Genomic DNA, 20,914 nt, shown 5'->3' with positions numbered 1-20,914 from the left:
CGTGGAGGAGGTCATTCATGTCCCGTGCCCGCTGGACGGCGATGCTGTTCGCCTTCGTCGTCGCGCTCCTCGGCTTCGCGGTCCCCGCCGCGCATGCCGGGGACACCCCGCAATGGCATCGGCTCACGCCGCCCCTGAGCACGCCCTGGACCGCCGACGTCTCGCCGTCGAACGCCCTGCCCGAGTACCCGCGGCCGCAACTGACCCGGCAGAAGTGGCAGAACCTCAACGGTGTCTGGGAATTCGCCAAGGCAGGGCCGGGGGATGCCGCGCCCGTCGGCCGCGCTCTCCCCGAACGCATCCTCGTGCCCTATCCGGTGGAATCCGCGCTGTCCGGGATCATGCGGCACGAGACGCAGATGTGGTACCGGCGCGGTTTCCAGGTACCGCGCGACTGGCAGAGCGGCCGGGGGCAGCGGTTGCTCCTGCACTTCCAGGCCGTGGACTACGAGGCGACGATCATCGTCAACGGCAGGACCGTGGCGCACCACACCGGTGGCTACGACTCGTTCACCGTCGACGTCACCGACGCGCTGACCACCGGCCGGGACCAGGAACTGATCGTCGGCGTCACCGATCCCAACGACCAGGGCGGGCAGCCCCTGGGCAAGCAGCGGTCGCCCGGTGACGGCATCTTCTACACCCCGACCTCGGGCATCTGGCAGACCGTGTGGATGGAGCCGGTCACGCCCGCCCACATCGACCGCCTCGACATCGTTCCCGATGCCGCGAGCGGTTCCGTCACGGTGACCGCCCAGGTCGGCGGCCCCGTCCGCCAGCACGTCGAAGTCATCGCCCGCGACCACGGCACCGTCGTCGGCCACGCGGGCGGGGACGCGAACCAGCCGCTGAAACTGAGCATCCGCAATCCGCACCTGTGGTCGCCGGACGACCCGTTCCTGTACGACCTCCAGGTCCGGCTCTCCGGCGGTGACGAGGCCGGATCCTATTTCGGCCTGCGCTCGATCGGAGTGGGCAGGACCGCCGACGGGCGGGAACGGATGCTGCTCAACGGGAAGTTCGTGATGCAGATCGGTCCACTGGACCAGGGGTTCTGGCCCGACGGCATCTACACCGCGCCCACCGACGCGGCGCTGAAGTCCGACCTCGAGCAGGAGAAGGCGCTCGGGTTCAACATGGTGCGCAAGCACATCAAGGTCGAACCGGACCGCTGGTACTACTACGCGGACAAGCTCGGCCTGATGGTGTGGCAGGACATGCCCGCGATGAAGGACGACGTCGAGCCCGGCCCGGCGGCCCGGGTGAACTTCGAGTCCGAACTCCACCGGATGATCGACCAGCACCGCAGCTTCCCGTCGATCGTCACCTGGGTGCCGTTCAACGAGGGCTGGGGCGACTACGAAGTCGGCCGGATCGCCGACGAGGTCAAGGCCTGGGACCCGAGCAGGCTGGTGGACGCGGAGTCGGGAGTGAACTGCTGCCGGTCCGAACCGGACAGCGGCAGGGGCGACCTCTACGACGACCACACCTACACCGGCCCCGGAACTCCCGTCCAGGCGGGAACGCGGGCCGCCGTCGACGGTGAGTACGGCGGGCTGGGGCTCAAAGTGGACGGTCACCAGTTCGATCCGTCGGGCAGTTTCGCCTACGAGATGGAGCCGGACAGCGCGACGCTGACCCGCCGTTACGCGGAACTCCAGCAACGGCTGAAGCTGGTCGCACAGCGCTGCGGGGTGTCCGCCGGGGTCTACACGCAGACCACCGACGTCGAAAAGGAGGTCAACGGATTCCTCACCTACGACCGGCAGGTGCAGAAGATGGACTTCGCGGCGGTACGGGCGGCGAACCTGGACGTGATCAACGGCGTCACGGGTGCGGTCCAGGCCGGGCCCGTGGCGGCTTCCGGCACGCCGGGCATCGACGGCATCGCCGCGTATCCGTTCGACGAGAACGCGGGCACGGTCGCCAAGGACGTCGTCGGCGGCCATGATGCGACGCTCGTCGGCGGTGCGTCGTGGACGACGGGGGAGAGCGGATCGGCGCTGGCCACCAACGGTTCCGGCCAGTTCGCCGACACCGGCGCGGCCCTGCTCGACACCGAGGGCAGCTACAGCGTGGCGGCCTGGGTGAAGTTCACCGCGCCCGGCGACGGGTTCCAGACCGTGGTGAGCCAGGACGGCGGGGACCACAGCGCGTTCTTCCTGCAGTACTCGGGCGCCGACCACCGGCTGGCGTTCAGCGTCGTGGGCGCCAGGGCCCTGGCACCGGTGGCGCCCGAAGCGAACCGGTGGTACCACCTCGTCGGCGTCCGTGACGCGGTTTCGGGCACGTTGAAGCTCTACGTCGACGGGCAGCCGGTGGCGACGAAGTCCGTCTGCCTCGGTGAGGCGGCGACCGGGCACACCGTGATCGGCCGCGGCCAGTACGGGGGTAACCCGGTCGACTACGTCGACGGCGCGGTGGACCAAGTGCACCTCTACGACCGGGCACTGTCCGACGCCGAGGTGTCCACTTTGTACTCCAGCGGCAGGTGAGCCGGGGCAGGGCCGTGAGGGACGCCCTCACGGCCCTGCCGCGGCGTTTGCGTCCGGTTGTGTCCCACCCTCCGGTGGCTCGGGCTTGACCTGGAGCGCGCTCCAGCAGCTACGGTGGCCGTGAAGAACCAGCCACACGTGAGGAATCGTTTCATGGAGCTCGGCTTCCACATCCCCATTTTCGACATCGAGGGCGGTACCGCCGCCATCGCCGGTGAACTCGCCAGGGTCGGCGCCGCGGCGGAGGAGTCCGGGGCGACCTGGTTGTCGTTCATGGACCACTACTTCCAGATCGAGCCGACCGGGTTTCCCGCCGAGGCGAACATGCTGGAGGGCTACACCACGCTCGGCTACCTCGCCGCGCACACCTCCACAATGGACCTCAGCCTCCTCGTCTCGGGGGTGACCTACCGGCACCCGGGTCTGCTCGCCAAGATCGTCACCACACTCGACGTGCTGTCCGGTGGGCGGGCCGTGCTCGGCCTCGGCGCCGCGTGGTACGAGCGCGAGCACCGTGGCCTCGGCGTGCCGTTCCCCCCGCTGGCCGAACGATTCGAGCGTCTGGAGGAGACGCTGCGCATCTGCGCGCAGATGTGGGATCCGGAGAACAACGGCCCGTTCGAGGGCAAGCACTACCAGTTGGCCGAGACGCTGTGCTCACCGCAGCCGATCAAGCGGCCCAGGGTGCTCATCGGCGGTGGCGGGGAGCAGAAGACGCTGCGGCTGGTCGCCCGCTACGGCGACGCCTGCAACCTCTTCGGCACCTCGCCCGCGGACGTCGAGCACAAACTCGACGTGTTGCGGCGGCACTGCGACGAGGTGGGCCGGGACTACGACGAGATCCGCAAGACCATCACGCCCAACAACCCCCGGCCGACCCCGGACAAGCGTGACGAGTTCGTCCGCGCCATGGCCGACTACGCCAAGCTCGGCGTGCACGCCGTGATGATCACTCCCATCACCCGTACCCCGGCGGCGTGGATCGAGGAAATGGCACCGGCCGTCCCGCAACTCGCCGAACTCGGGTAGCCCACGCCGATCCGGCCGGAGTGGCGGATTTCGGGCTTGCGGCATCGGATCGGCCCATGTCGGGAGAACCTGACGCGGGCGCGCGATCAATTTTTTCCGTGCGACTATCGGTTCGCTCGTTCGAAATGATCCCTGATAGTGTCAGCTGTGCCATGAGGACGACGGGATGGCCACCCTGTACGCGTATCTTCGGGCGGAGAGCGCCGCGACGATCTACACCCGTGTGGATCGGCGTTCGAGGTTGGCCGCCACCGCTACCGGCCATCCGCCGCCACCAAAGACCTGGTCCAGGTACGAGACCGGGAATGCCGGATGCCGGGGTGCCATCGTCCGGTTCAGGCCTGCGATCTGGACCGTGTCGAACCCTGGGCTGGGGGCGGTGGCACCGACAGCACCAACCTTTGTGGCCTGTGCCGCCGCGATCACCGGCTCAAGGACGAGCCCGGTTGGCACCACCGCATGACCGACAGCGGCGTTCTGGAGATCACCACCCCGGCCGGTCGCACCTACCGCAGCGAACCCGAACCCCTCACCACCGCCGCCTGAGTCGCAGCTCCAGCGCGGGGTGAGTAATGTGGGGCGCGTGTCGAGTCCCGAGGCATCCAGGGTGGGGGCTTTCGGTCACCCCGTCAGCCCCCTGAACCACTGAATCACTGAATCACCGGTCCCGTCCGCCGCCTGTCGTGGCGGCTGACGGGAGTGACGGGTCGCTGACCGGGGTGACGAGACGTCTCAACCGTTCTCTGCTCACCTCGGAGTCGTTCGATGCCCTTTTCCCTGTTCCTGCTTGCCGTGGCGGTGTTCGCCATGGGCACTTCGGAGTTCATGCTCGCCGGCCTGCTGCCGGACATCGCCGCGGACCTCGCCGTCCCGATCGCCACGGCGGGGCTGCTGGTGCCTGCCTTCGCCCTCGGCATGATCGTGGGCGCCCCGCTCATGGCGGCGCTCGCGCGCCCGTGGCCGCGGCGGTCCGGCCTGGTGTGTTTCCTGGTCCTGTTCGTGGGCGCCCACGCCGTCGGTGCGAGCACCGGAACCTTCGGCGTGCTGTTCACCACCCGGATCGTCGCGGCGCTCGCCTACGCCGGGTTCCTCGCCATCGCCCTCACCGCCGCCGCTGATCTCGTCCCCGCGGACCGCAGGGGCCGCGCATTGGCGGTCCTGCTGGGCGGCACCACGGCCGCCATGATCGCCGGGGTCCCGGCCGGTGCGCTGCTGGGGACGCTGCTCGACTGGCGCGCCACGTTCGGTGTGGTCGCGCTCCTCTGCCTGCCCTGCGTTTTCGTTGTGCTGAAGGGGATTCCCGCCACGGCGGGCCTGCCCGGGGCGGCGGGAATCCCGGATCTGCGCCGGGAACTGGGCGCGCTCCGGCGACCGCGGCTGATCGCGGTTCTGCTGCTCGGCGCGCTGGTCAACGCCGCCACCTTCGGCACCTTCACGTTCCTGGCGCCGATCGTGACCGGGGTGGCCCTGCTCGGTCCACTGTGGATACCGGTGGTGCTGGTGCTGTTCGGCCTGGGATCCTTCGCCGGTGTCACCGCCGCCGGCCGGGCTTCCGACCGGCGCCCCGGCCTCGTGCTCGCGGTGGGGGGACCGTTGCTGCTCACGGGCTGGATCGTCCTCGGCCTCGCCGCCGCCGAACCAGCGGCCTTGCTGGTGCTGTCCTTCTCCCAGGGCGCGCTGTCCTTCGCCGTGGGCGGCACGCTGATCACCGGCGTGCTTTACGAGGCCGCGGAGGCGCCCACCATGGCGGGCTCGTACGCCACGGCCGCTCTCAACGTCGGAGCCGCCGGGGGGCCGGTCCTAGCCGCGGCGACACTGGGCACCGGGCTGGCCCAGCGGGGGCCTGTGTGGGCCAGCGCCCTTCTCGTCGCGGGCGCGCTGTTCCTGGCGCTTCCACTCCGGCGAGGCCTCCGGCGCGAACTCCCGTTTGGCCTCGCCCAGGACGGGTAGGTCCTCCGGCGATGCGAGACGGGGCGGCGCAGTCGGCGGCCCGCGAAGGGCGGCCGGGGACCGGGAGCGAGACCGGTCCCCGGCCGACGCGGGCGGACTACCGGCTGGTGGCACTGTGCGTACTCGCCGTGCTCGCCGCGTACGCGGTGCGGGCCGCCGGGCTCTTCGAAGTGGTGGTGTTCCTGCTCAGTGCGGTGGCGCTGGCTCTGCTCGCGCGGCTGGTGGGACGCGGGGTCGAGGCACTGGGCGACCGGCTCGGCGCGACACTGACCGGAGTCGTGCAGAGCGCGCTCGGTAACCTCCCCGAGTTGTTCGTGGGGATTTTCGCGCTGCGTGCCGGGCTGATCGGCGTGGTGCAGGCGGCGATCGTCGGCTCGATCCTGGCGAACGTGCTGCTCGTGCTGGGCCTGGCCTTCACGGTCGGCGCTCTGCGCCGCGGGCCGCTGAAATTCGCCACGGGACCGGCACGCATGCTGAGCCTGATGCTCGTGCTGTCGGTCGCGGCGATGCTGGTGCCCGCGCTCACCGCACTGCTGCACACCCCCGCGCTCGGTCACGAGGCGATGCTTTCCCGGATCGTCTCGGTGATCCTGCTCGTGCTGTTCGGGCTGTCGCTGGCCACCCCGGCCCTGCGGGAGCCCTCCGGCGCGGAGCCGGCCAGGGCCCGGCCACCGGAATGGCCGCTGCCGGTCGCGCTCGGGGTGCTGGCCGTGGCCGGAGCCGGAGCCGCGCTCGTCTCGGACTGGTTCGTCGAGGGGCTGCAGCCGGCGATGGACTCGCTGCACATTTCGCAGACCTTCGCCGGACTGGTGATCGTCGCGATCGCGGGCAACGCGGTGGAGAACGTGGTGGGCATCCAGCTCGCGGCCGCGGGCCGGGCCGAATACGCGCTGTCGGTGATCCTGCAGAGCCCACTGCAGATCGCACTGGTCCTCGCACCGGTGCTGGTGCTCATCGCGCCCCTGCTCGGCGCGGCGGCGTTCACCCTGGTCCTGCCGCCGCTGCTGATCGCCGCGCTCGTGCTCGCCGTGGTGATCACGGTGCTGGTCGTGCTCGACGGCGAGGGCACGTGGTTCGAGGGGCTGGCGCTGGTTTCGCTCTACGCCATCATCGCGACCGCCTTCTGGTGGGGCTGAGGCGGCGGTATGAACCCGCGGCGGAGCGGGTATGCCGTACCGGACGACGCAGGAAGGAGGGCAAACATGGCGAAGACCCGGCAAGGGAAACAGACGCTTACGGAGTCCGAACTCGAGGACATGAAGGTGGACGAACTCCGGGCCAAGGCACGGGAGATCGGGCTCAGCGGAACCTCGCACATGCACAAGGGCGACCTGGTGAAGGCCCTCGCCGAGGCGGGTGGCCGGGAAACGAAGGGAGCCCCCACGCCGCGCAGCGAGGGCAGTCACGGCGGTGGTGCGCGACCGGGCTCGGAGGAGACGAAATCGGTCAAGTACGCACAGGAGATCTCCTCCCCCGAGGAGGAGCCCGAACGCGAGGGCCGCAGCCTGGTCACCACCAACCACGACGTCATCCGCGGGTGGGCCGAGCGGCGGGACGCGCAGCCCGCCACGGTGCCGGGCACCGAGCACGGCGGCAGGCCGGGCGTGCTGCGGTTCGACTTTCCCGGCTACGGCGGGAAGGACCTGCAGCACATCGGCTGGGACGAGTGGTTCGAGACCTTCGATCAGCGGGGCCTGAACTTCATCTACCAGGAAGAACGCACCGACGGCACGCAGAGCAACTTCTTCCGCCTGGAGAACCCGGACCGCGAGGACGCCTAGGTGAACCGGCCGCGCGGCCGGTCGTCCGAAGTGGACGCCCGGCCGCGCGGCCGGGCTCAACCAGGGATCGGACGCCGGGTGACTGTCCTGACCGGTGTCAGGCGCGGTGGCCGGGTTCGAGATCGCGGACGTCCTGGAACGTCAGCAGCCCGTCGCCGCGATGGCCCAGCTGCACCGAGGTGGGCCGCAGCAGGAATCCCACGTGGTCGCCGGTGTCGTGCCGTTCGAGGACGTGCCCGACGAACAGCGCGGCCACCTCGTCCAGCAGCGGCACCCCGGCCGGGCCGGGACGCCACGAGCACTGCGCGAACTTGTCCGTGTCGTGCCCGGTCCGCGCGCCGAACAGTTCCGCCAGCGCGGCGGCGTCCCGGTCGAGCACGTGCACGGCGAGGACCGGCGCGTCGCGGGCGACCCCGTAGGTGCGGTTGTTCTTCGACAGCCACACCATGAAACGGGGCGGGGCGATGCTGCACTGCGTGGCGAAGCCGACCAGGCATCCCGCCGGGCCCGCGTCACCGGCGGCGGTGACCACGAACATCGGGTAGTCCAGGCTCCCGGCCAGGGTGTTGAAGTCCTCTTCGGCGATGTCGGGCATGACCGGGAGGTACCCGTGCGCCAGCGGAAAACGCGCCGGGCCGCCGGATTCCCCCGGCGGCCCTGCGTTTCCGGTCAGGACGCCAGCAGCGAGGCGACGGCGGTGACCACGGCGAGCGCGACGCTCAGCCCGCCCCAGGCCAGTCCCGTGCGCTGCCACGGGCGACCGGCGTCGAGCGAGTACCGGCCGGGACCGGTGAAGGCGAGGGCCAGCGCGAGTCCGCCGACCACGATCGGGAAGCCCGAGGTGCTCAGGGGCGCGCTCGACACCGCGCTGAACGCGTTGATCATCACGCCCATCGCCATCGCGGCACCGAGGGGAGTGAGCAGGCCGAACATCAGCAGCAGGCCGCCGACGAGCTCACTGGCCCCGCCGAGGATCGCGAAGAACAGCGCGGGGTGGTAGCCCATCTGCGCGAACGCGGCCTCGGTGCCGGACAGGCCGCTGCCCCCGAACGCGCCGAAGAGCTTCTGTGCGCCGAACACGGCGAGTACCCCGAACGGGATGACGCGGGCCAGCAGCAGGCCCAGATCGAGTGGGCTGGGAGCGGTCCGGGTGGCGGGGCGGGTGGCCGTACCGGAGGTGGCCGTCGACATGATTCTCCTTCTCCTTCATGGGTTTTGCGGTGGCAGGGGTCAGACGCGGGAAGTGCTTCGAAGGCCGCGTCCACGATGCGGGGCCGGATCTCGGGCCGGTGGCCGGTGATGACGGGAAAGCCCTTCCGGCGCCAGGCGGAACAGGGGTTCTTCCGGCGTGGGAGTCTCCGGCCTTTTCGGGGAGGTCAGCCCGGCAGCCGGACGCGGATGGCCCCGGCGAGTTCGCCCACCCCGTGCTCCTTGAGCACGCCGTAGTGGTCGCCGGTCAGCTCGACCACCACCGCGGGAGCGGCGGAGTAGCCGGACCTGCCTTCGATGAACGAGTAGTCGTCGCCGGTGGCCTTGAAGATCGTGACCGGTGCGTTCAGGCGCCGCCGCACCAGTTCACGGAAGCTGTACTCGAACTCGTAGGTCCGGCCCACGATCCGCGTGATCCGGCGGATCATCTGCTCGTCCAGCGCGGGGTTGTGCTCGTGGACGAAGGCGGTGAAGGTGTCCTCGTCGGTCACCTCGGCCAGGCACCGTGCCACCTCCGGCCCGGCGATCGTTCCGGTGAAGACGGACAGCAGGATGGTCAGGTACACGGGGTTGGCGAAGGACGCCGTCCGGTCGTGAGCGGAACCGGTGCCGTGGACCTTGGGGCTGCCCGGGCAGATCAGCAGGAGGTGCTCGACACGCTCCCCCAGCTGTTCCAGCTGCCATGCGGCTTCGAAGGCGACCCTGGCCCCGAAGGAGTAGCCCCACAGCCGGTAGGGGCCGGACGGCCGGATCCGCCGGATCTCGCCCACGTCGGCGGCGGCCATGTCCCGGATCGTGGCGTAGGGCTCCTCCCCGGGGTTGATGCCGCGCGCCTGCACGCCGTAGAACGGGCCGCCGAGTGCGGTGGCGGCGGCGAGCCCGCGCAGGTTCATCGGGTAGCCGCCGAGGCCGGGCCAGCAGAACACCGGCGTCCCGGGCTCGCCCGCCCCGTGCAGCGGCACCAGCCGCGAAGAGGTCTCCCCCGCCCCGTGCCCGATCCGGTCCGCGAGATCGGCCAGCTTCGGGTGTTCGAAGAGCACCTGCAGCGGCATCCGTGTGCCGAAGGCTTCGTTGATCCGGTTCACCAGCATGACCGCGATGAGGGAGTTGCCACCGGAGGCGAAGAAGTCGTCCTCTGTGGACACCCGGTCGTACTTCAGCGCGGTGCCCCACAGTCCGGCGAGCCGTCGTTCGGTTTCGGTGGCCGGGGCGACGTGGGGGGTGTCCGTGCGGGCCGCGCGCACCAGGGGGGAGGCGGCCAGTGCGGTGCGATCGACCTTGCCGTTCGCGCTCAGGGGAAGCTCGTCGAGCACCAGCACCTGGTTGGGGATCATGTAGTCGGGCAGCAGCCGCCCCAGGTCGTCGCGGATCAGCTCCGCCGGGCCCTGCATGTGCACCGCGTCCTCGTGCATGCCCTCGCTGCGGATCTGTTCGTCGCTGACCCGCCCGCCGAGGAAGAAGTACGACGCGCCAGGGGCGATCCCGGCGCCGGAGAGGATCGCGTCGAGCCGCCGCGCGGCGGGCAGCGGGTGACCGGTCTTGGAACTGTAGCCCGAGGACATGAAGCCCAGCCCCAGGCCGTTGCGCTGGAGGTGGTGCAGTTTCGCGCCGAGGCAGAGGTAGTCCAGCCAGGGCTCGGTGGCGCGGCCGACCGCCGCGATGCCGAAGCTCGCCCGGTCGTACACGCGCTGGTTGATGGCGATCACGTCGCGCCGTCGCACGACTTCGTCCGCGACGCGGGCGAAGTCCCCTTCCGCCCAGCGGTACAGGCCCGCGGGCAGTCCGGCCACCCGGCCGGGGTGGGCCTGCACGTAGAGCTCCAACGGGTCGTGCCGAGGGGTGTTCGTGCCGGGGCGGATCCCGAAAGTGCCGAGGTAGTGGTCCTCGGCGGCGATCTCCAGATTGTCCTTTTCGGACGGGAAATGGCCCTGGGGAACGATTTCGAGCCCGTACCCGGGCAGGATCTCCTCGAACACACCGAGCATGTGCCCGGCTTCGAACTCCAGCACCTCGACGATGTTGTTCTTGTACACCGGTTCGATCGCCGAGTGCCTGCCCGCGAAGTGGACCGACAGTTTCGCGTTCGGACCAGCTTCCCGGTCCGCGATGCGCACCAGGCTGTGGTCGACGGGGTGGTAGTAGTAGACACCCGCCGCGAGGCCCGCCACGCCCGAGACCTCGAGGTACAACTGGGTCGCGTAGAGGGCGCCGGGGGAGGCGTAGGCGTACTTCGGCAACAGCCGCTGCTCGCTGTGGAACTGACCGAACCAGCGCAGGATCTCTCCGAGCCCGGTGAGCGTCAGCTCTTCCAGTGCGCGGGATCGCCCGCGCCCGGGCCGGTACCCGAGCAGGGCCCGCAGATCGTCCACAGTGACCTCGCCGCCCTCGTAGAACCGGTAGGTCTTGCGGGCGAAGGTTTCGCGGCGCTGGCGCTCGGTCTCCTGCCGTCCCGGCAGCGGCAGCACCGGCTTCCCGTCCAGCTGCGCGGCATCGCGGACACCCGGATTGGACAGCTGCGCCTTGACCTGGAGCTTGCTCTGCTTGGACTGGTGGTGCGCGCCGTGGCTGCCCTGGTCCATCAGGGCCGCTTCCTTCGGGTTCAGTTCGACGCAGGCCACCAGGTTGTCGAAGCCGGTGCGGGTGTCGCCGGTGACGAGCACCGCCGCCCGCTTGACCCAGGTGTGTTCCTCGATGGCCAGCCCGATCTCGTCGAGTTCGACGCGGTAGCCGCGCAGCTTGACCTGGTTGTCCGCCCGGCCGGCGAACTGGATGCTGCCGTCCGGGTTCCAGTGGGCGAGGTCCCCGGTGCGGTAGAGCCGGTCGGTGGGCACGAACGGCGAGCGGACGAAGCGCTCCGCGGTCTGCTCAGGCCGGCCGAGGTAGCCCCGGGCCAGTTGCGTACCGCCGATGTAGAGCTCGCCGATCTCGCCGATGTCCGCGGGCGAGAGTTCGTCGTCCAGGATGAAGCACTGGGTGTTGTCCACCGGTACCCCGATCGGGATCGACCCGGCGCCGTCCTCGATGGCTTCGGGATCGACCAGGTAGGCGGTGGCGTTGATGGTGCACTCGGTCGGTCCGTAGAGGTTGATCAGGCAGGCCCCGGGCATCTCGGCGACGAACTGCCGCGCCAGCGGGCGGGAAAGGGCTTCGCCACCGGAGAAGACGCGGCGCAGCGTGGTGCAGGTGCCGAGCTTTTCGGTGTCCAGCAGCGCCTGCAGCAGGGTCGGCACGCACTGGAGCGTGGTGACGCCGTGGCGGGCGATGGTTTCGACGAGGGCATCCGGGTCCCGGTAGATGCCGGGGGCACCCATGACGACGTGGGCGCCGAAGGCGGGCGCGAGGATCTCCCACTGCGCCGCGTCGAAGCTCATCGGAGTCTTCTGCAGGATCACGGTGTCACTGCCCAGATGCCCCACCGTGTGCAGCCAGCGCAGCTGCGAAACGATGCTGCGGTGTTCGATCATCACTCCCTTGGGGCGGCCGGTGCTGCCGGAGGTGTAGATGACGTAGGCGAGATCCTCCGCGGACGGGGCCGCGCTCACGGCCGGTTCGCACCCCTGTGCGTCGCCCGGCGTCACGATGCGCGTCCCGGGCGCGGCGATCGCGGCCAGCCTGCCGGCGAGATGGGGCTGGGTGACCACGGTGGTGGTGCCGCTGTCTTCGAGCATGTACCGGAGGCGCTCTTCGGGATAGTCGGGTGAAAGCGGCAGATACGCGGCCCCGGCGGAGAGGATTCCCCACACACCGGTCATCGTCTCCGGCGACGGTTCGACGTAGAGGCCGACGCATTCGCCGGTCGTCACGCCGCGCTCGCGCAGGAAGGCGCCGAGCCGGAGCGCGGACCGTTCGAGTTCGGCGTAGCTCAAGCGCGTTTCACCACAGGTGAGCGCGATGGCGCCGGGCTGCGCCAGCACCTGGCGCCGGAGCAGGTCGGGCAGGACGGTGACGGTGCCGGTGCGGGCCGGGGTGGGTTCGGGGGAGCGGAGCCGGGTCGTTTCCACTGGATTCCTCTGTCTTCCTCGTGGGCGAGTTGTCCGGTCAGGAGGCGTGGGTGCTCAGCCGCGCGCGGTCGGGGCGCTCGCGGACCGCGCGCGGCGTCCGGGGCTGGGCCAGCGCGACCGCGGCGAGCACGGCCACCGCACCGGCCGTCTGCCACGGCGACCACCGCTCGCCGAGCACGAGCCAGCCGAGCACGGTGGCGGTCAGCGGGCTGGCGAAACCCAGGAACGAGACGGTGAGCGCGGGCAGCCGTTCGATACCGCGGAACCAGAGCGCATAGGCGAACAGCGATCCGACGATGCTCAGGTAGGCGAAACCGGCGAGGTTCCTGCCGGTGAGGTGGCCGGGAACGCCTTCCACCGCGAGAAAGGCCGGTACCAGGGCGAGTCCGCCGACGGTCAGCTGCCAGCCGGTGAAGGCGGCCACGCCCACGCCTTCCGGACGGCCCCAGCGTTTGGTCAGCACGATGCCCGAGGCCATGCAGAGGGCGGCACCGAGTCCACTGAGGACACCGGCGGTGTCCAGGCCGGCGTCCGGCCGCAGTACCAGCAGCGCGATCCCGCCCGTGCCGAGCAGGCACGAGGCGGCCTGCGGGGTGCGGATCCGTTCCCCCAGCAGCAGCGCGGACAACAGGAGCACCAGCATCGGCTGCACGGACACCACCAGTGCGGCCAGTCCGCCGGGCAGGTGGTAGGCGGCGGCGAACAGCAACGAGAAGAAGCCGCCGATGTTGAGGATGCCGAGCACTGCGGCCCGCCACCACCACCGGCCGCGGGGCAGGGTGCGGGTCACGGCCAGCAGGACCAGGCCGGCGGGCAGGGCCCGCACCGCGGAGGCGAGCAGTGGCCGGTCCGGCGGCAGGAACTGGGTGGTGACCAGGTAGGTGCTGCCCCAGATCGCGGGGGCCAGCGCGGTCAGCGCCGTGTCGGTGGCGGTCTTGCGGCGTGCGGTTGCGGGACCAGGGCGGGGTGGAGCGGGCATCGTTTTCCCCGTGTCGTCGGTAAGAGGGATTTTCGATCCGGCTGCTGAAAGGGCCGTCTCATCGTTGATGGGGCCCGCGGCCGGTTCAAGCAACATCCGGTGAACCGGACTCCAACGAGGGGTGGCCGCGCGCGCGGGCGGCCGGGAAAGGGAAAAGCTTCAGCCTAAGCCGGTGTTTCGCGGCCGCTCAAGCGAATGACGGGTGAACAATGCGTGCGCTGCGCCGGATGGAGCAGGGAAAACGCCCGCTCTGCCCGCTTCCGGTGCCGAACGGCCGAAATCGTGTGCTCTGGTTGCGAGCGTGGGATCGCTCCCGCCCCCGGGAGCGGGCCTGCGAGGGTGCCCCGGTGATCGTCGCCACTTGCCCCGCCGGCCCGCCGGTGCCCGTTTCCGGGGCAACCGAACGTTCACGCGACGTCCGGACGGAGGTTGCCCGCTTCTTGGTTCCCGCTGTTTCCATTGCCTACCGTGACGACGCGAATACGGGATCGGCTCGTGCTGGGGCCGATGCGGGCGGTGCCCGGACGGCTCCCGGTGCACAAGCAGGGGTGGGCCTGGGAACTGAAGTCCGCGGGGGTGCGGGCGCTGGCCGCCTTCGACGACGGTGGAGTGACCCTGCTGGGCCCCGGTGGGCGGCCGGTCGCCGCGGCCCGGCCCGCTCTCGCCGCGATGGCGCGCCCGCTGGCCGGACGGCGGATGGTGCTCGACGGGGTGATCCCTGGCCCGCCGGGCCGGGGCCGGGCGCCGGTGTCGTACCGGGCCTTCGACATCCTGTGCCTTGATGGGCAGGACCTCACCGGCGAGTCGTACCTGCTGCGGCGGAAACTGCTGGCCAGCCTCGCGCTCGACCGGCTGCCGGGGATGGAGGTGCCGCCCAGCTACCGGGACCTGTCCGCGACGCAGCTGGCGCAGCTGGCCAGGGAGCATGGCGTCGAGGGCATCGTCGGCAAGCGGCTCGCCTCCCCGTACCGGCTGGGCCGGGAGTCGGAGGACTGGATCGAGCTCGTGCTCCTGCGCGGTTGTGAAGCCGTCATCGGCGGCTGGCTTCCCGAGCGCGGCGGCGGAGAGGACCGGCTCGGCTCGGTGCTGCTCGGCGTGTACGACCAGGACCGGCGGCTGGTCTACATAGGACGGGTGAGCACGGGGTTCACCCAGGCCTCCCGCCGGGCCGTCCGGGCCGTCCTGCGAGAACTCGCGCGGGACGAGTGCCCGTTCGGCACGCCGCCTCCGGCGGGGGAGAGCCGGTTCGCCCGGTGGGTGCGCCCGACACTGGTGGCGGAGGTCGGCTACCGGGCGATCGGCGCGGGCGGCCGCCTCGAACGGCCCTCGTGGCGAGGCCTCCGCACCGACATCGACCCGCACGATCCGGTGTGGCGTGGGTCGCTGCGGCTGCAGCTGGATAACCTACCGAACGTTCAGAAAGTGCGCTAGCCTGGCCGCCATGGCTGACGAAAGCAGGAACGACGAGGTTCTCCTGGCCCGCCAGGACGCGGTCGCCACGGTGACACTGCTCCGCCCGGCGCTCACCGCCGCGGTCAAGGTGGCGCTGCGCGAGGCGCTGTCGGAAGTGGCGCGCGACGAGGGTGTGCGGGCGGTGGTCCTCACCGGAACCGGCAAGGCCTTCTGCGTCGGGCAGGACCTGGCCGAGCACGCCGAGGCGCTGCGCGCCGGACCGGCGGCCGCCTTCGCCACCATCGACGAGCACTACAACCCCATCGTCACCACACTGGCGACCATGCCGAAGCCGGTCATCGCGGCGATCAACGGCACCTGCGTCGGCGCGGGGCTGGGCTTCGCGCTCGCCTGCGACGTCCGCGTGACCGCGGAGACGGCCCGCTTCGGCACGGCGTTCACCGGCATCGGGCTGACCTGCGACTCGGGTCTGTCGGCAACGCTCGCGAGAGCCGTGGGCACGGCGCGGGCTGCCGAACTGATCCTGCTCGGTTCGCCGTTCACGGCCGCGCAGGCCGCGGAATGGGGCATCGCGGGGCGCGTCGTGCCCGCCGCGGAGGTGGCCGCGACCGCTGCCGGTCTCGCCGCGGCGCTGGCCGCCGGACCGACGCTGGCCTACGCCGAGGCGAAGCGGGCGCTGGCGGCGGCGTTCCCGCTGGAGGACGTGCTGCGCCGCGAGGGTGAGGCGCAGACGCGCCTCGGCGGCAGCGAGGACCACCGCAATGCCGTCGATGCCTTCCTCGCCAAGGAGAAGCCGGTGTTCACCGGTCGCTGAGCCCCCGCGCCACGCGGAACTTCTCCAGCAGTTCCCACGACACACCGGGATCGGCGGCGAGCTGACGGCGGGCCAGGGCGAGCAGGGAAACCTCGCCGCCCGGCACGCCGTCGAGCCCGTCCCTGGTCAGTTCGTCGGTGAACACCTGCCCGACCGTGGCGCAGAACAACAGATAGCTCGCCACCTGATGGCGCAGGGCGTCCAGCGCCGGGTCCCCCACCTCACCGATCAGGTCGGCCGCGAGGGCGGCGAGTTCGTCCATTCCGGGAAAGGACGGGATCGCGATGATCCGGGCTATCAAGGCCGAGCGGGCGCGAGAGCTCTCGAGAGTGGCGGCGGCGCCGCGGAAGGCGTGGGCCTTGCGTGCCAGGTCCTGCCGCAGCAGGGCCGTGGTGACCGGGCCCAGGGTGGGCCGGTCGAAATCGCGGGCCACGTCGAGCAGCGCTACGGTGTAGCGGCCCAGATCGCGGGGCAGACCGCCGGACAGGCAGTGGCACAGCGCGCAGAACTGAACCGGAAGCGCCAGTATCCGCCGGCTGATCCACGTCCAGCTTTCCTCGGCGGTGAAGTTCTCCAGGCGGATCATCTCGGTGAACGCGCTGTCGAAGGCGTCGCGGGCCGGGATCCCGCGCCGCTCGAACGCGATGATCGCGTCGTCGGAGACCGACACCAGGAACAGGCAGCCCCGCACGTCGAAGATGCCCTTGATGTCGTTGACCAGCTCCTGCGCGTGCTCCGGGGAGGCGATCTTGTCGAGTTCGTCGATCGCCACGATCAGGCGCTGGGCCACCTCGGCGCGGGTGAGCACTTCGGCCGCGAACTCGGCGAAAGCCCGGAACTGGTCGACCACCTCGGGATAGGTGAGCTGCTGCTCCGCGCTCTGCGACGAGGAGGTCCAGCCCGCCTCGTTCTGGAACGGCAGGGCGAATTTTCCCGACCAGCCCGTGGTGAAGGTCTGCAGGAACCGGATGTGCCGCAGTTCCCGCGTGGCGACCGCCTGCAGTTCGCGCAGCCGGAGATCCGCGGGCGGGCGGCTGCCGCCGGCCCTCCTCCCGAGCAGCCGGCGCAGGACGAACACGCCGAGCAGCACGAGGTCGCGGGCGAGTCCCAGCGCCACCAGCGCCCCCGCGGCCAGCACCCCGATCCGTCCCGCGGAGAGAAGGGGCACTTCCTCCCAGGCCGACGACGGCAAGCCCGCCAGCAGGCGGCGCAGCCCGGCGGCGAAGGCGGCGGGCCCGCCCCAGGACCACATGCCGAGAAGCGCCACGACGGCGATCGCGCTCGCGTGGCCGAGCGCCCGGCGCAACGCGTGACGCGCCCGTTCCCGCTGCCGCACCGGCCCCGTCACGCGCGCGAAGGCAGGACGGCGCTCTCCGGCTTCTCCGCCCTCGCCCGCGACGCGGTGCAGGACTTCCTTGCACAGCAGAGCATGCAGGTACAGAACGAAGTCGCGGGCGTCGTAGCGGGCGGGGGCGGAGGCGATGACCGTCAGTGGCCCCGGGCCGCGCGGTTCCCCGAGCACACCGGACGCGACGTGCCGCAGCGCGGTGGTCTTGCCGACCCCGCGATGCCCCGCGAGCGCGATGGCGCCGGTGTCCGAGCGGGCGACCGCATGCCACAGCTGGGCCCGCCCGGCCGTGATCACCGGTGCCGTCCCCGTCTGTTCCGAGTACAGGTCGCGCACTCCCCGGAAGGTCAGTTCGGTGCCGTAGTGCGGGTCTCGCTCGGTCCGGACGATCCTGCGCAGTTCGGGGAGGACGATGCCGTCCACCGCGAAGCTCTGCCAGAGCCGGGCGGCGCTCCCGGACACGACGAGGTCGACCGCCTGGCGCAGCGGCAGGACCCGGCGGTGAGCCCACCGCCCCGCGGTGAGCACGACGGCGGCATAACCGGCGAGGCCCAGCAGCGCGGGCCACAGCGGCATCGCCGGCCACGCGCCGAAAAGCAGCAGGTGGTATCCGAGGACCACGCCGAGGGCGATCGTCAGCACACCCATTTCCCGGCGCCCGGGCCGGGCGATTTCGGTGGTCACCACCATGGTCTGTTCCGGGTCGCGGAGGAACGTCTCGCGCTCGTCACGCAACCGGGCCGGGATCACCCCGTCGGCCACGGCCAGTTCCCGGATCTCGTCCTCCCCGATGAGTTCCTCGTCGAGTGCCTGGCGGAGTTCCTCGTCCTCCAGCGCCTGGAGGATCAGGTGGGCCAGTTCCCGTTCCGCCGCTCCCGGGTGCTCGGTGCCGTCCATCACGGAGGTCGAGGGTAGGACAGGAGACGGTGCCCGCGGCGGGAAACGGGACAGTTCGCCTGCCGGTGGTGCGGCCGTTCTTTCCGGTGCGTGGGGCACCCGCTCCGAGCGGCCCGGTTTTGTCGGACTCCGCTGATACGATCCGCCGGTCCGTGGAGGTCAGGGGCGAGGAGGGTCAGCGGTGGGGGATTCGGTACGCCGGTTCGGGATGGACGACCGGCCGGGAGTGCTGCTGCTCCACCCGTGGTGGGGTGTGACGGCGGCGGTCGTCGAGTGGGCCGAAAGCCTCGCCGAGGCGGGCCGCCGGGTGCTGGTGCCGGACCTGTACGGCGGGAAGATCGCCACGACGATCGAAGAGGCCGAGGCCGCCCGCGACGGTATGGACACCGAGTCGGCCTTGCGGTTGATCGGCGCCTGCGCGGACGAACTCACGGCGGCGGAGCGTCCGTGGACGGCGATGGGCTTCTCCCTCGGCGCGGACTTCGCGTGCTCCCTCACCGCACGCGGCCAGGCCGGCCCGGACGAGCTGATCCTGTTCTACGGCGGGGCGCCCCCCCGGGGCGAAGCGACCCGCACCCGCGTGGTGCACCTGCACGTGGCGCCCGGCGACGAGTACTTCCCGGAGGAGGACCTGGCCGCCACCGAGAGCGGTTTCCGCGCCGCCGGGGCTGAGGTGCGTACGTATCGCTACAACGCCGGGCACTGGTTCGCCGAACGGGATTCGCCCGCGTTCGACGCCGCGGCCTTCGCCCTGGCGCGAACCCGCGTCCTCGACCGCCTGCGCGCGTGGCTTCCCTGAGGACCTTTCTGCCGCACCTGCGGTCTTTCGCCTTTCACACCGGCTCGACCCGGAACACCGCGATCCGTTCCGCGGCGGCGGCGACGCCGTCGGGGGTGGGGGATTCGGCCAGGCCGGTGGTCACGTATCGCCTGCCCACACTGGGCGGGCTGGTCCGTACCACCTCGCGCAGCAGGGGCGGCCGCTCCTCGACCGGCACCTCCACCAGACGGACCGTCTTCGACCGCCGTCCCCGGGTGAGGACGGCGGTGTCCGCCGCGCGGGCGTTGGCCACCCAGGCGGCCTTCGGGAACGCCTGGATGAGGTAGCGCCCGCCGGTGAGGGACAGGACGGCGAGCGGGAACGTGCGGGGCTCGCCGGAGCGGCGGCCCGGCACGGTGAGCAGATACATCGGCCCGAACGCGATCCCGACCCGCTGGAGGCCAGTGATCATCTTGTTGATGCGGTTGACCTTGCGCCGGTAGCTCTGTGCTTCTTGCTGTGCCATGAGCCCACCGTACTCCAGTTACTATGAAACTCATAATATCTTGGATGGATATCATGTCGGGGCGGTCGTGGGCCGCCCCGGCGGCGTGCCGGGGCATGCGATCATCGGGCATGCCCAACCTGAGCGAGGCCGGCGAGCCGGAGCTGAACAGCGGGGTCCTTCCCGGCAATGTCCGCGCCGACGACTGGGTCATGTTCGCCCTGTCCGTACTGTCGGTGGGCCTGCTCGGGTACGTGCTGTTCGGCCAGCCGGACCACGAGACGGTGTGGTGGATCTTCGCCGCGGATTCCGCCGTCTGCGCGGTGTTCCTCGGGGACTTCCTGTGGCGGTGGCGTAAACGCGGGTGGGCGCGGGGTTTCCTGGTCCGCAACTGGTACGAGCTGTTCGCGATGATCCCGGTCACGAACCCGGCGCTGATCGGGCACCGGTTCGTCCTCGCGATGCTGCTGCTGGTGCGCATCGGCCGGGCGATCGACCGCACGGTGGGGGAGCAGTTCACCTATCGCCTGGTGGACAAGCTGTCCGATCCGATCGTGCGGGCGGTGAAGAAGCCGGTCACCATCGCGGTGCTCGACGAGGTGGTCAAGGTGCTCGAAACGGGCAATTATCCGGAGAATCTGGCCAGATCGCTCACCGCGCACCGGGCGGAGCTCATGGCCATCATCACCGAGAAGCTGTCCGAGGATCCTCAACTGGGCAAGCTCCGGCGGCTGCCCTTCCACGGCGAGATGGTGCGCGCCGTGGTCGACACCTCGTTCCGCGTGCTGCTCGAAGTGCTGCTCGACCCGCGGGTCGACGAGTTCTTCTCTTCGGTGGTGCGGGAGAACCGGGAACAGATCCGCCGGGCGGTGCAACTCGGCATGCACGAAACCGAGGACGAGGCGTACGACGGACTGCTGCGCGTGCGCACCCAGCGGACCGCCGTGCACGAGTTCGACCGGCACCACCCCGAGGAGGCGCCGGAGCCGAAGGGGTAGCCGTCAGAGTGCGAGGTCGACCAGATAGACGATGGCGAACGCGGCGGCGAGCGCCCGGCGCCGCCGCCCGGCGAGGGCGGCGCAACCGGTGCCGAACCACAGGACGTCCAGGGCGCCGCGGGGGAAACCGTGCAGCGGGAGGGACGCTCGGGGCGCGGCGAAGAGCCCCCAGGCGATGGCGAGCAGCAAGGGCACGCCGAGGCCGGCGAGCCAGCGCACAGGCCATGGTTTCCGAAGGGTGAAACCCCAGTATCCGGTGGCGGCGTACACCGACAGTTCCAGCAGCAGGGACAGCACCATCCCCGCGTCGGTGGCCACTGTGGACATCATGCGGCGGCAGGGGCGGGAGCGGCCGTGCGGTCCGCGCGGGCGAGCCACCAGGCCGAACCGAGGTGGAGCATGGCCGCCGCGGCCGCGCCGGCCGTCATCCCGGAGTTGTGGTGCGCAAGGCCGATGGCGGAGTCTCCGGCCTGAACGACGCCCGCGAGGACGAGTGCCGGCTTGAGGGCACGATGGCGCGTGGCGAGCAGCCACAGCACGGCGAGGCCGAGCGGAACCGCTCGTGCGACGTAGGCCTGGGTGTAGATGCCGGAGAGGGCGTTCCCGCTCGCCCCGGGCAGTGCGAGTTCCGGCTTGATCAGGCCGGCCACGGCCGAGCCCACGGAGAGGGCGGCGCCGAGAGCGTTGGCGATGGCGAGGGTGCGGAACCCTTTGGCGGACTTCGCGGCCATTCGT

Annotated in this window: 18 protein-coding genes; 10 read left to right on the top strand and 8 right to left on the bottom strand. The window is 70.9% G+C overall.

Going from position 1 to position 20,914, the window contains the following annotated elements:
• Nucleotides 1-17 precede the first annotated feature (17 nt).
• The 6 genes from ORV05_RS18275 to ORV05_RS18250 all read left to right on the top strand — a co-directional run bounded on the left by ORV05_RS18275 (nucleotide 18) and on the right by ORV05_RS18250 (nucleotide 7,255).
• Nucleotides 18-2,495 carry a LamG-like jellyroll fold domain-containing protein gene (locus ORV05_RS18275; RefSeq protein ID WP_268440643.1) on the top strand — a complete coding sequence of 826 codons (2,478 nt, stop codon included), beginning with the start codon at nucleotides 18-20 and terminating at the stop codon, nucleotides 2,493-2,495.
• A gap of 153 nt (nucleotides 2,496-2,648) precedes the next feature.
• Nucleotides 2,649-3,524: an LLM class F420-dependent oxidoreductase gene (locus ORV05_RS18270; RefSeq protein WP_268440642.1), complete on the top strand. Its 876-nt coding sequence runs from the start codon at nucleotides 2,649-2,651 to the stop codon at nucleotides 3,522-3,524.
• Between the two features lie 312 nt (nucleotides 3,525-3,836).
• On the top strand, nucleotides 3,837-4,070 hold the full coding sequence (locus tag ORV05_RS18265; protein ID WP_326938065.1) for an HNH endonuclease signature motif containing protein: 234 nt from the start codon (nucleotides 3,837-3,839) through the stop codon (nucleotides 4,068-4,070).
• A 219-nt stretch (nucleotides 4,071-4,289) separates the two neighbouring features.
• Entirely contained in the window at nucleotides 4,290-5,474 is a 1,185-nt protein-coding gene (locus ORV05_RS18260; RefSeq protein ID WP_268440641.1) for a Cmx/CmrA family chloramphenicol efflux MFS transporter, read from the top strand.
• Between the two features lie 11 nt (nucleotides 5,475-5,485).
• Entirely contained in the window at nucleotides 5,486-6,610 is a 1,125-nt protein-coding gene (locus tag ORV05_RS18255; protein WP_268440640.1) for a calcium:proton antiporter, read from the top strand.
• A 66-nt stretch (nucleotides 6,611-6,676) separates the two neighbouring features.
• Nucleotides 6,677-7,255, top strand: coding sequence for a Rho termination factor N-terminal domain-containing protein (locus tag ORV05_RS18250; protein ID WP_268440639.1), 579 nt, complete (start codon nucleotides 6,677-6,679; stop codon nucleotides 7,253-7,255).
• 97 nt (nucleotides 7,256-7,352) lie between these two features.
• Here the strand turns inward: ORV05_RS18250 and ORV05_RS18245 are convergent, their stop codons facing one another.
• The 4 genes from ORV05_RS18245 to ORV05_RS18230 form a co-directional block, all read right to left on the bottom strand.
• Nucleotides 7,353-7,850, bottom strand: coding sequence for a flavin reductase family protein (locus ORV05_RS18245; protein WP_268440638.1), 498 nt, complete (start codon nucleotides 7,848-7,850; stop codon nucleotides 7,353-7,355).
• Between the two features lie 74 nt (nucleotides 7,851-7,924).
• On the bottom strand, nucleotides 7,925-8,446 hold the full coding sequence (locus ORV05_RS18240; RefSeq protein WP_268440637.1) for a DoxX family protein: 522 nt from the start codon (nucleotides 8,444-8,446) through the stop codon (nucleotides 7,925-7,927).
• A gap of 185 nt (nucleotides 8,447-8,631) precedes the next feature.
• The gene (locus ORV05_RS18235; RefSeq protein WP_268440636.1) at nucleotides 8,632-12,465 is read right to left on the bottom strand and encodes a non-ribosomal peptide synthetase family protein; all 3,834 of its coding nucleotides are present in this window, start codon (nucleotides 12,463-12,465) and stop codon (nucleotides 8,632-8,634) included.
• A gap of 37 nt (nucleotides 12,466-12,502) precedes the next feature.
• Nucleotides 12,503-13,444 carry an EamA family transporter gene (locus ORV05_RS18230; RefSeq protein WP_268440635.1) on the bottom strand — a complete coding sequence of 314 codons (942 nt, stop codon included), beginning with the start codon at nucleotides 13,442-13,444 and terminating at the stop codon, nucleotides 12,503-12,505.
• A gap of 468 nt (nucleotides 13,445-13,912) precedes the next feature.
• On the opposite strand from ORV05_RS18230, the gene ORV05_RS18225 reads away from it, so the two are divergent.
• Together ORV05_RS18225 and ORV05_RS18220 are read left to right on the top strand one after the other, a co-directional pair.
• Nucleotides 13,913-14,875, top strand: a complete 963-nt coding sequence (locus ORV05_RS18225; protein ID WP_268440634.1) for an ATP dependent DNA ligase — start codon at nucleotides 13,913-13,915, stop codon at nucleotides 14,873-14,875.
• A 10-nt stretch (nucleotides 14,876-14,885) separates the two neighbouring features.
• On the top strand, nucleotides 14,886-15,671 hold the full coding sequence (locus tag ORV05_RS18220) for an enoyl-CoA hydratase/isomerase family protein (RefSeq protein WP_268440633.1): 786 nt from the start codon (nucleotides 14,886-14,888) through the stop codon (nucleotides 15,669-15,671).
• Here the strand turns inward: ORV05_RS18220 and ORV05_RS18215 are convergent.
• Nucleotides 15,658-17,916 (bottom strand): hypothetical protein, encoded by a 2,259-nt coding sequence (locus ORV05_RS18215; RefSeq protein WP_407652786.1) that lies wholly within the window; start codon nucleotides 17,914-17,916, stop codon nucleotides 15,658-15,660. The two genes, ORV05_RS18220 and ORV05_RS18215, sit on opposite strands and share 14 nt — an antisense overlap.
• Before the next feature lie 181 nt (nucleotides 17,917-18,097).
• On the opposite strand from ORV05_RS18215, the gene ORV05_RS18210 reads away from it, so the two are divergent.
• Nucleotides 18,098-18,715 carry a dienelactone hydrolase family protein gene (locus ORV05_RS18210; RefSeq protein WP_268440631.1) on the top strand — a complete coding sequence of 206 codons (618 nt, stop codon included), beginning with the start codon at nucleotides 18,098-18,100 and terminating at the stop codon, nucleotides 18,713-18,715.
• A 34-nt stretch (nucleotides 18,716-18,749) separates the two neighbouring features.
• On the opposite strand, the gene ORV05_RS18205 is transcribed toward ORV05_RS18210, so the two are convergent.
• Nucleotides 18,750-19,202 (bottom strand): nitroreductase/quinone reductase family protein, encoded by a 453-nt coding sequence (locus ORV05_RS18205; RefSeq protein ID WP_268440630.1) that lies wholly within the window; start codon nucleotides 19,200-19,202, stop codon nucleotides 18,750-18,752.
• 191 nt (nucleotides 19,203-19,393) lie between these two features.
• On the opposite strand from ORV05_RS18205, the gene ORV05_RS18200 reads away from it, so the two are divergent.
• On the top strand, nucleotides 19,394-20,179 hold the full coding sequence (locus ORV05_RS18200; protein ID WP_268759803.1) for an ion transporter: 786 nt from the start codon (nucleotides 19,394-19,396) through the stop codon (nucleotides 20,177-20,179).
• 3 nt (nucleotides 20,180-20,182) lie between these two features.
• On the opposite strand, the gene ORV05_RS18195 is transcribed toward ORV05_RS18200, so the two are convergent.
• Both ORV05_RS18195 and ORV05_RS18190 read right to left on the bottom strand, forming a co-directional pair.
• A complete protein-coding gene (locus ORV05_RS18195; RefSeq protein WP_268440629.1) occupies nucleotides 20,183-20,509 on the bottom strand; it encodes a YrdB family protein in 327 nt (108 codons plus the stop codon).
• On the bottom strand, nucleotides 20,506-20,910 hold the full coding sequence (locus ORV05_RS18190) for a hypothetical protein (RefSeq protein WP_268440628.1): 405 nt from the start codon (nucleotides 20,908-20,910) through the stop codon (nucleotides 20,506-20,508). The genes ORV05_RS18195 and ORV05_RS18190 overlap by 4 nt, the downstream gene beginning before the upstream one ends.
• Nucleotides 20,911-20,914 lie beyond the last annotated feature (4 nt).

The sequence above is a fragment of the Amycolatopsis cynarae genome (assembly GCF_026802195.1).
Lineage (GTDB): Bacteria > Actinomycetota > Actinomycetes > Mycobacteriales > Pseudonocardiaceae > Amycolatopsis_E > Amycolatopsis_E rhizosphaerae.
The sequence above is the reverse complement of the archived record's forward strand: the minus strand, read 5'-3'. Positions and strand labels throughout refer to the sequence as shown.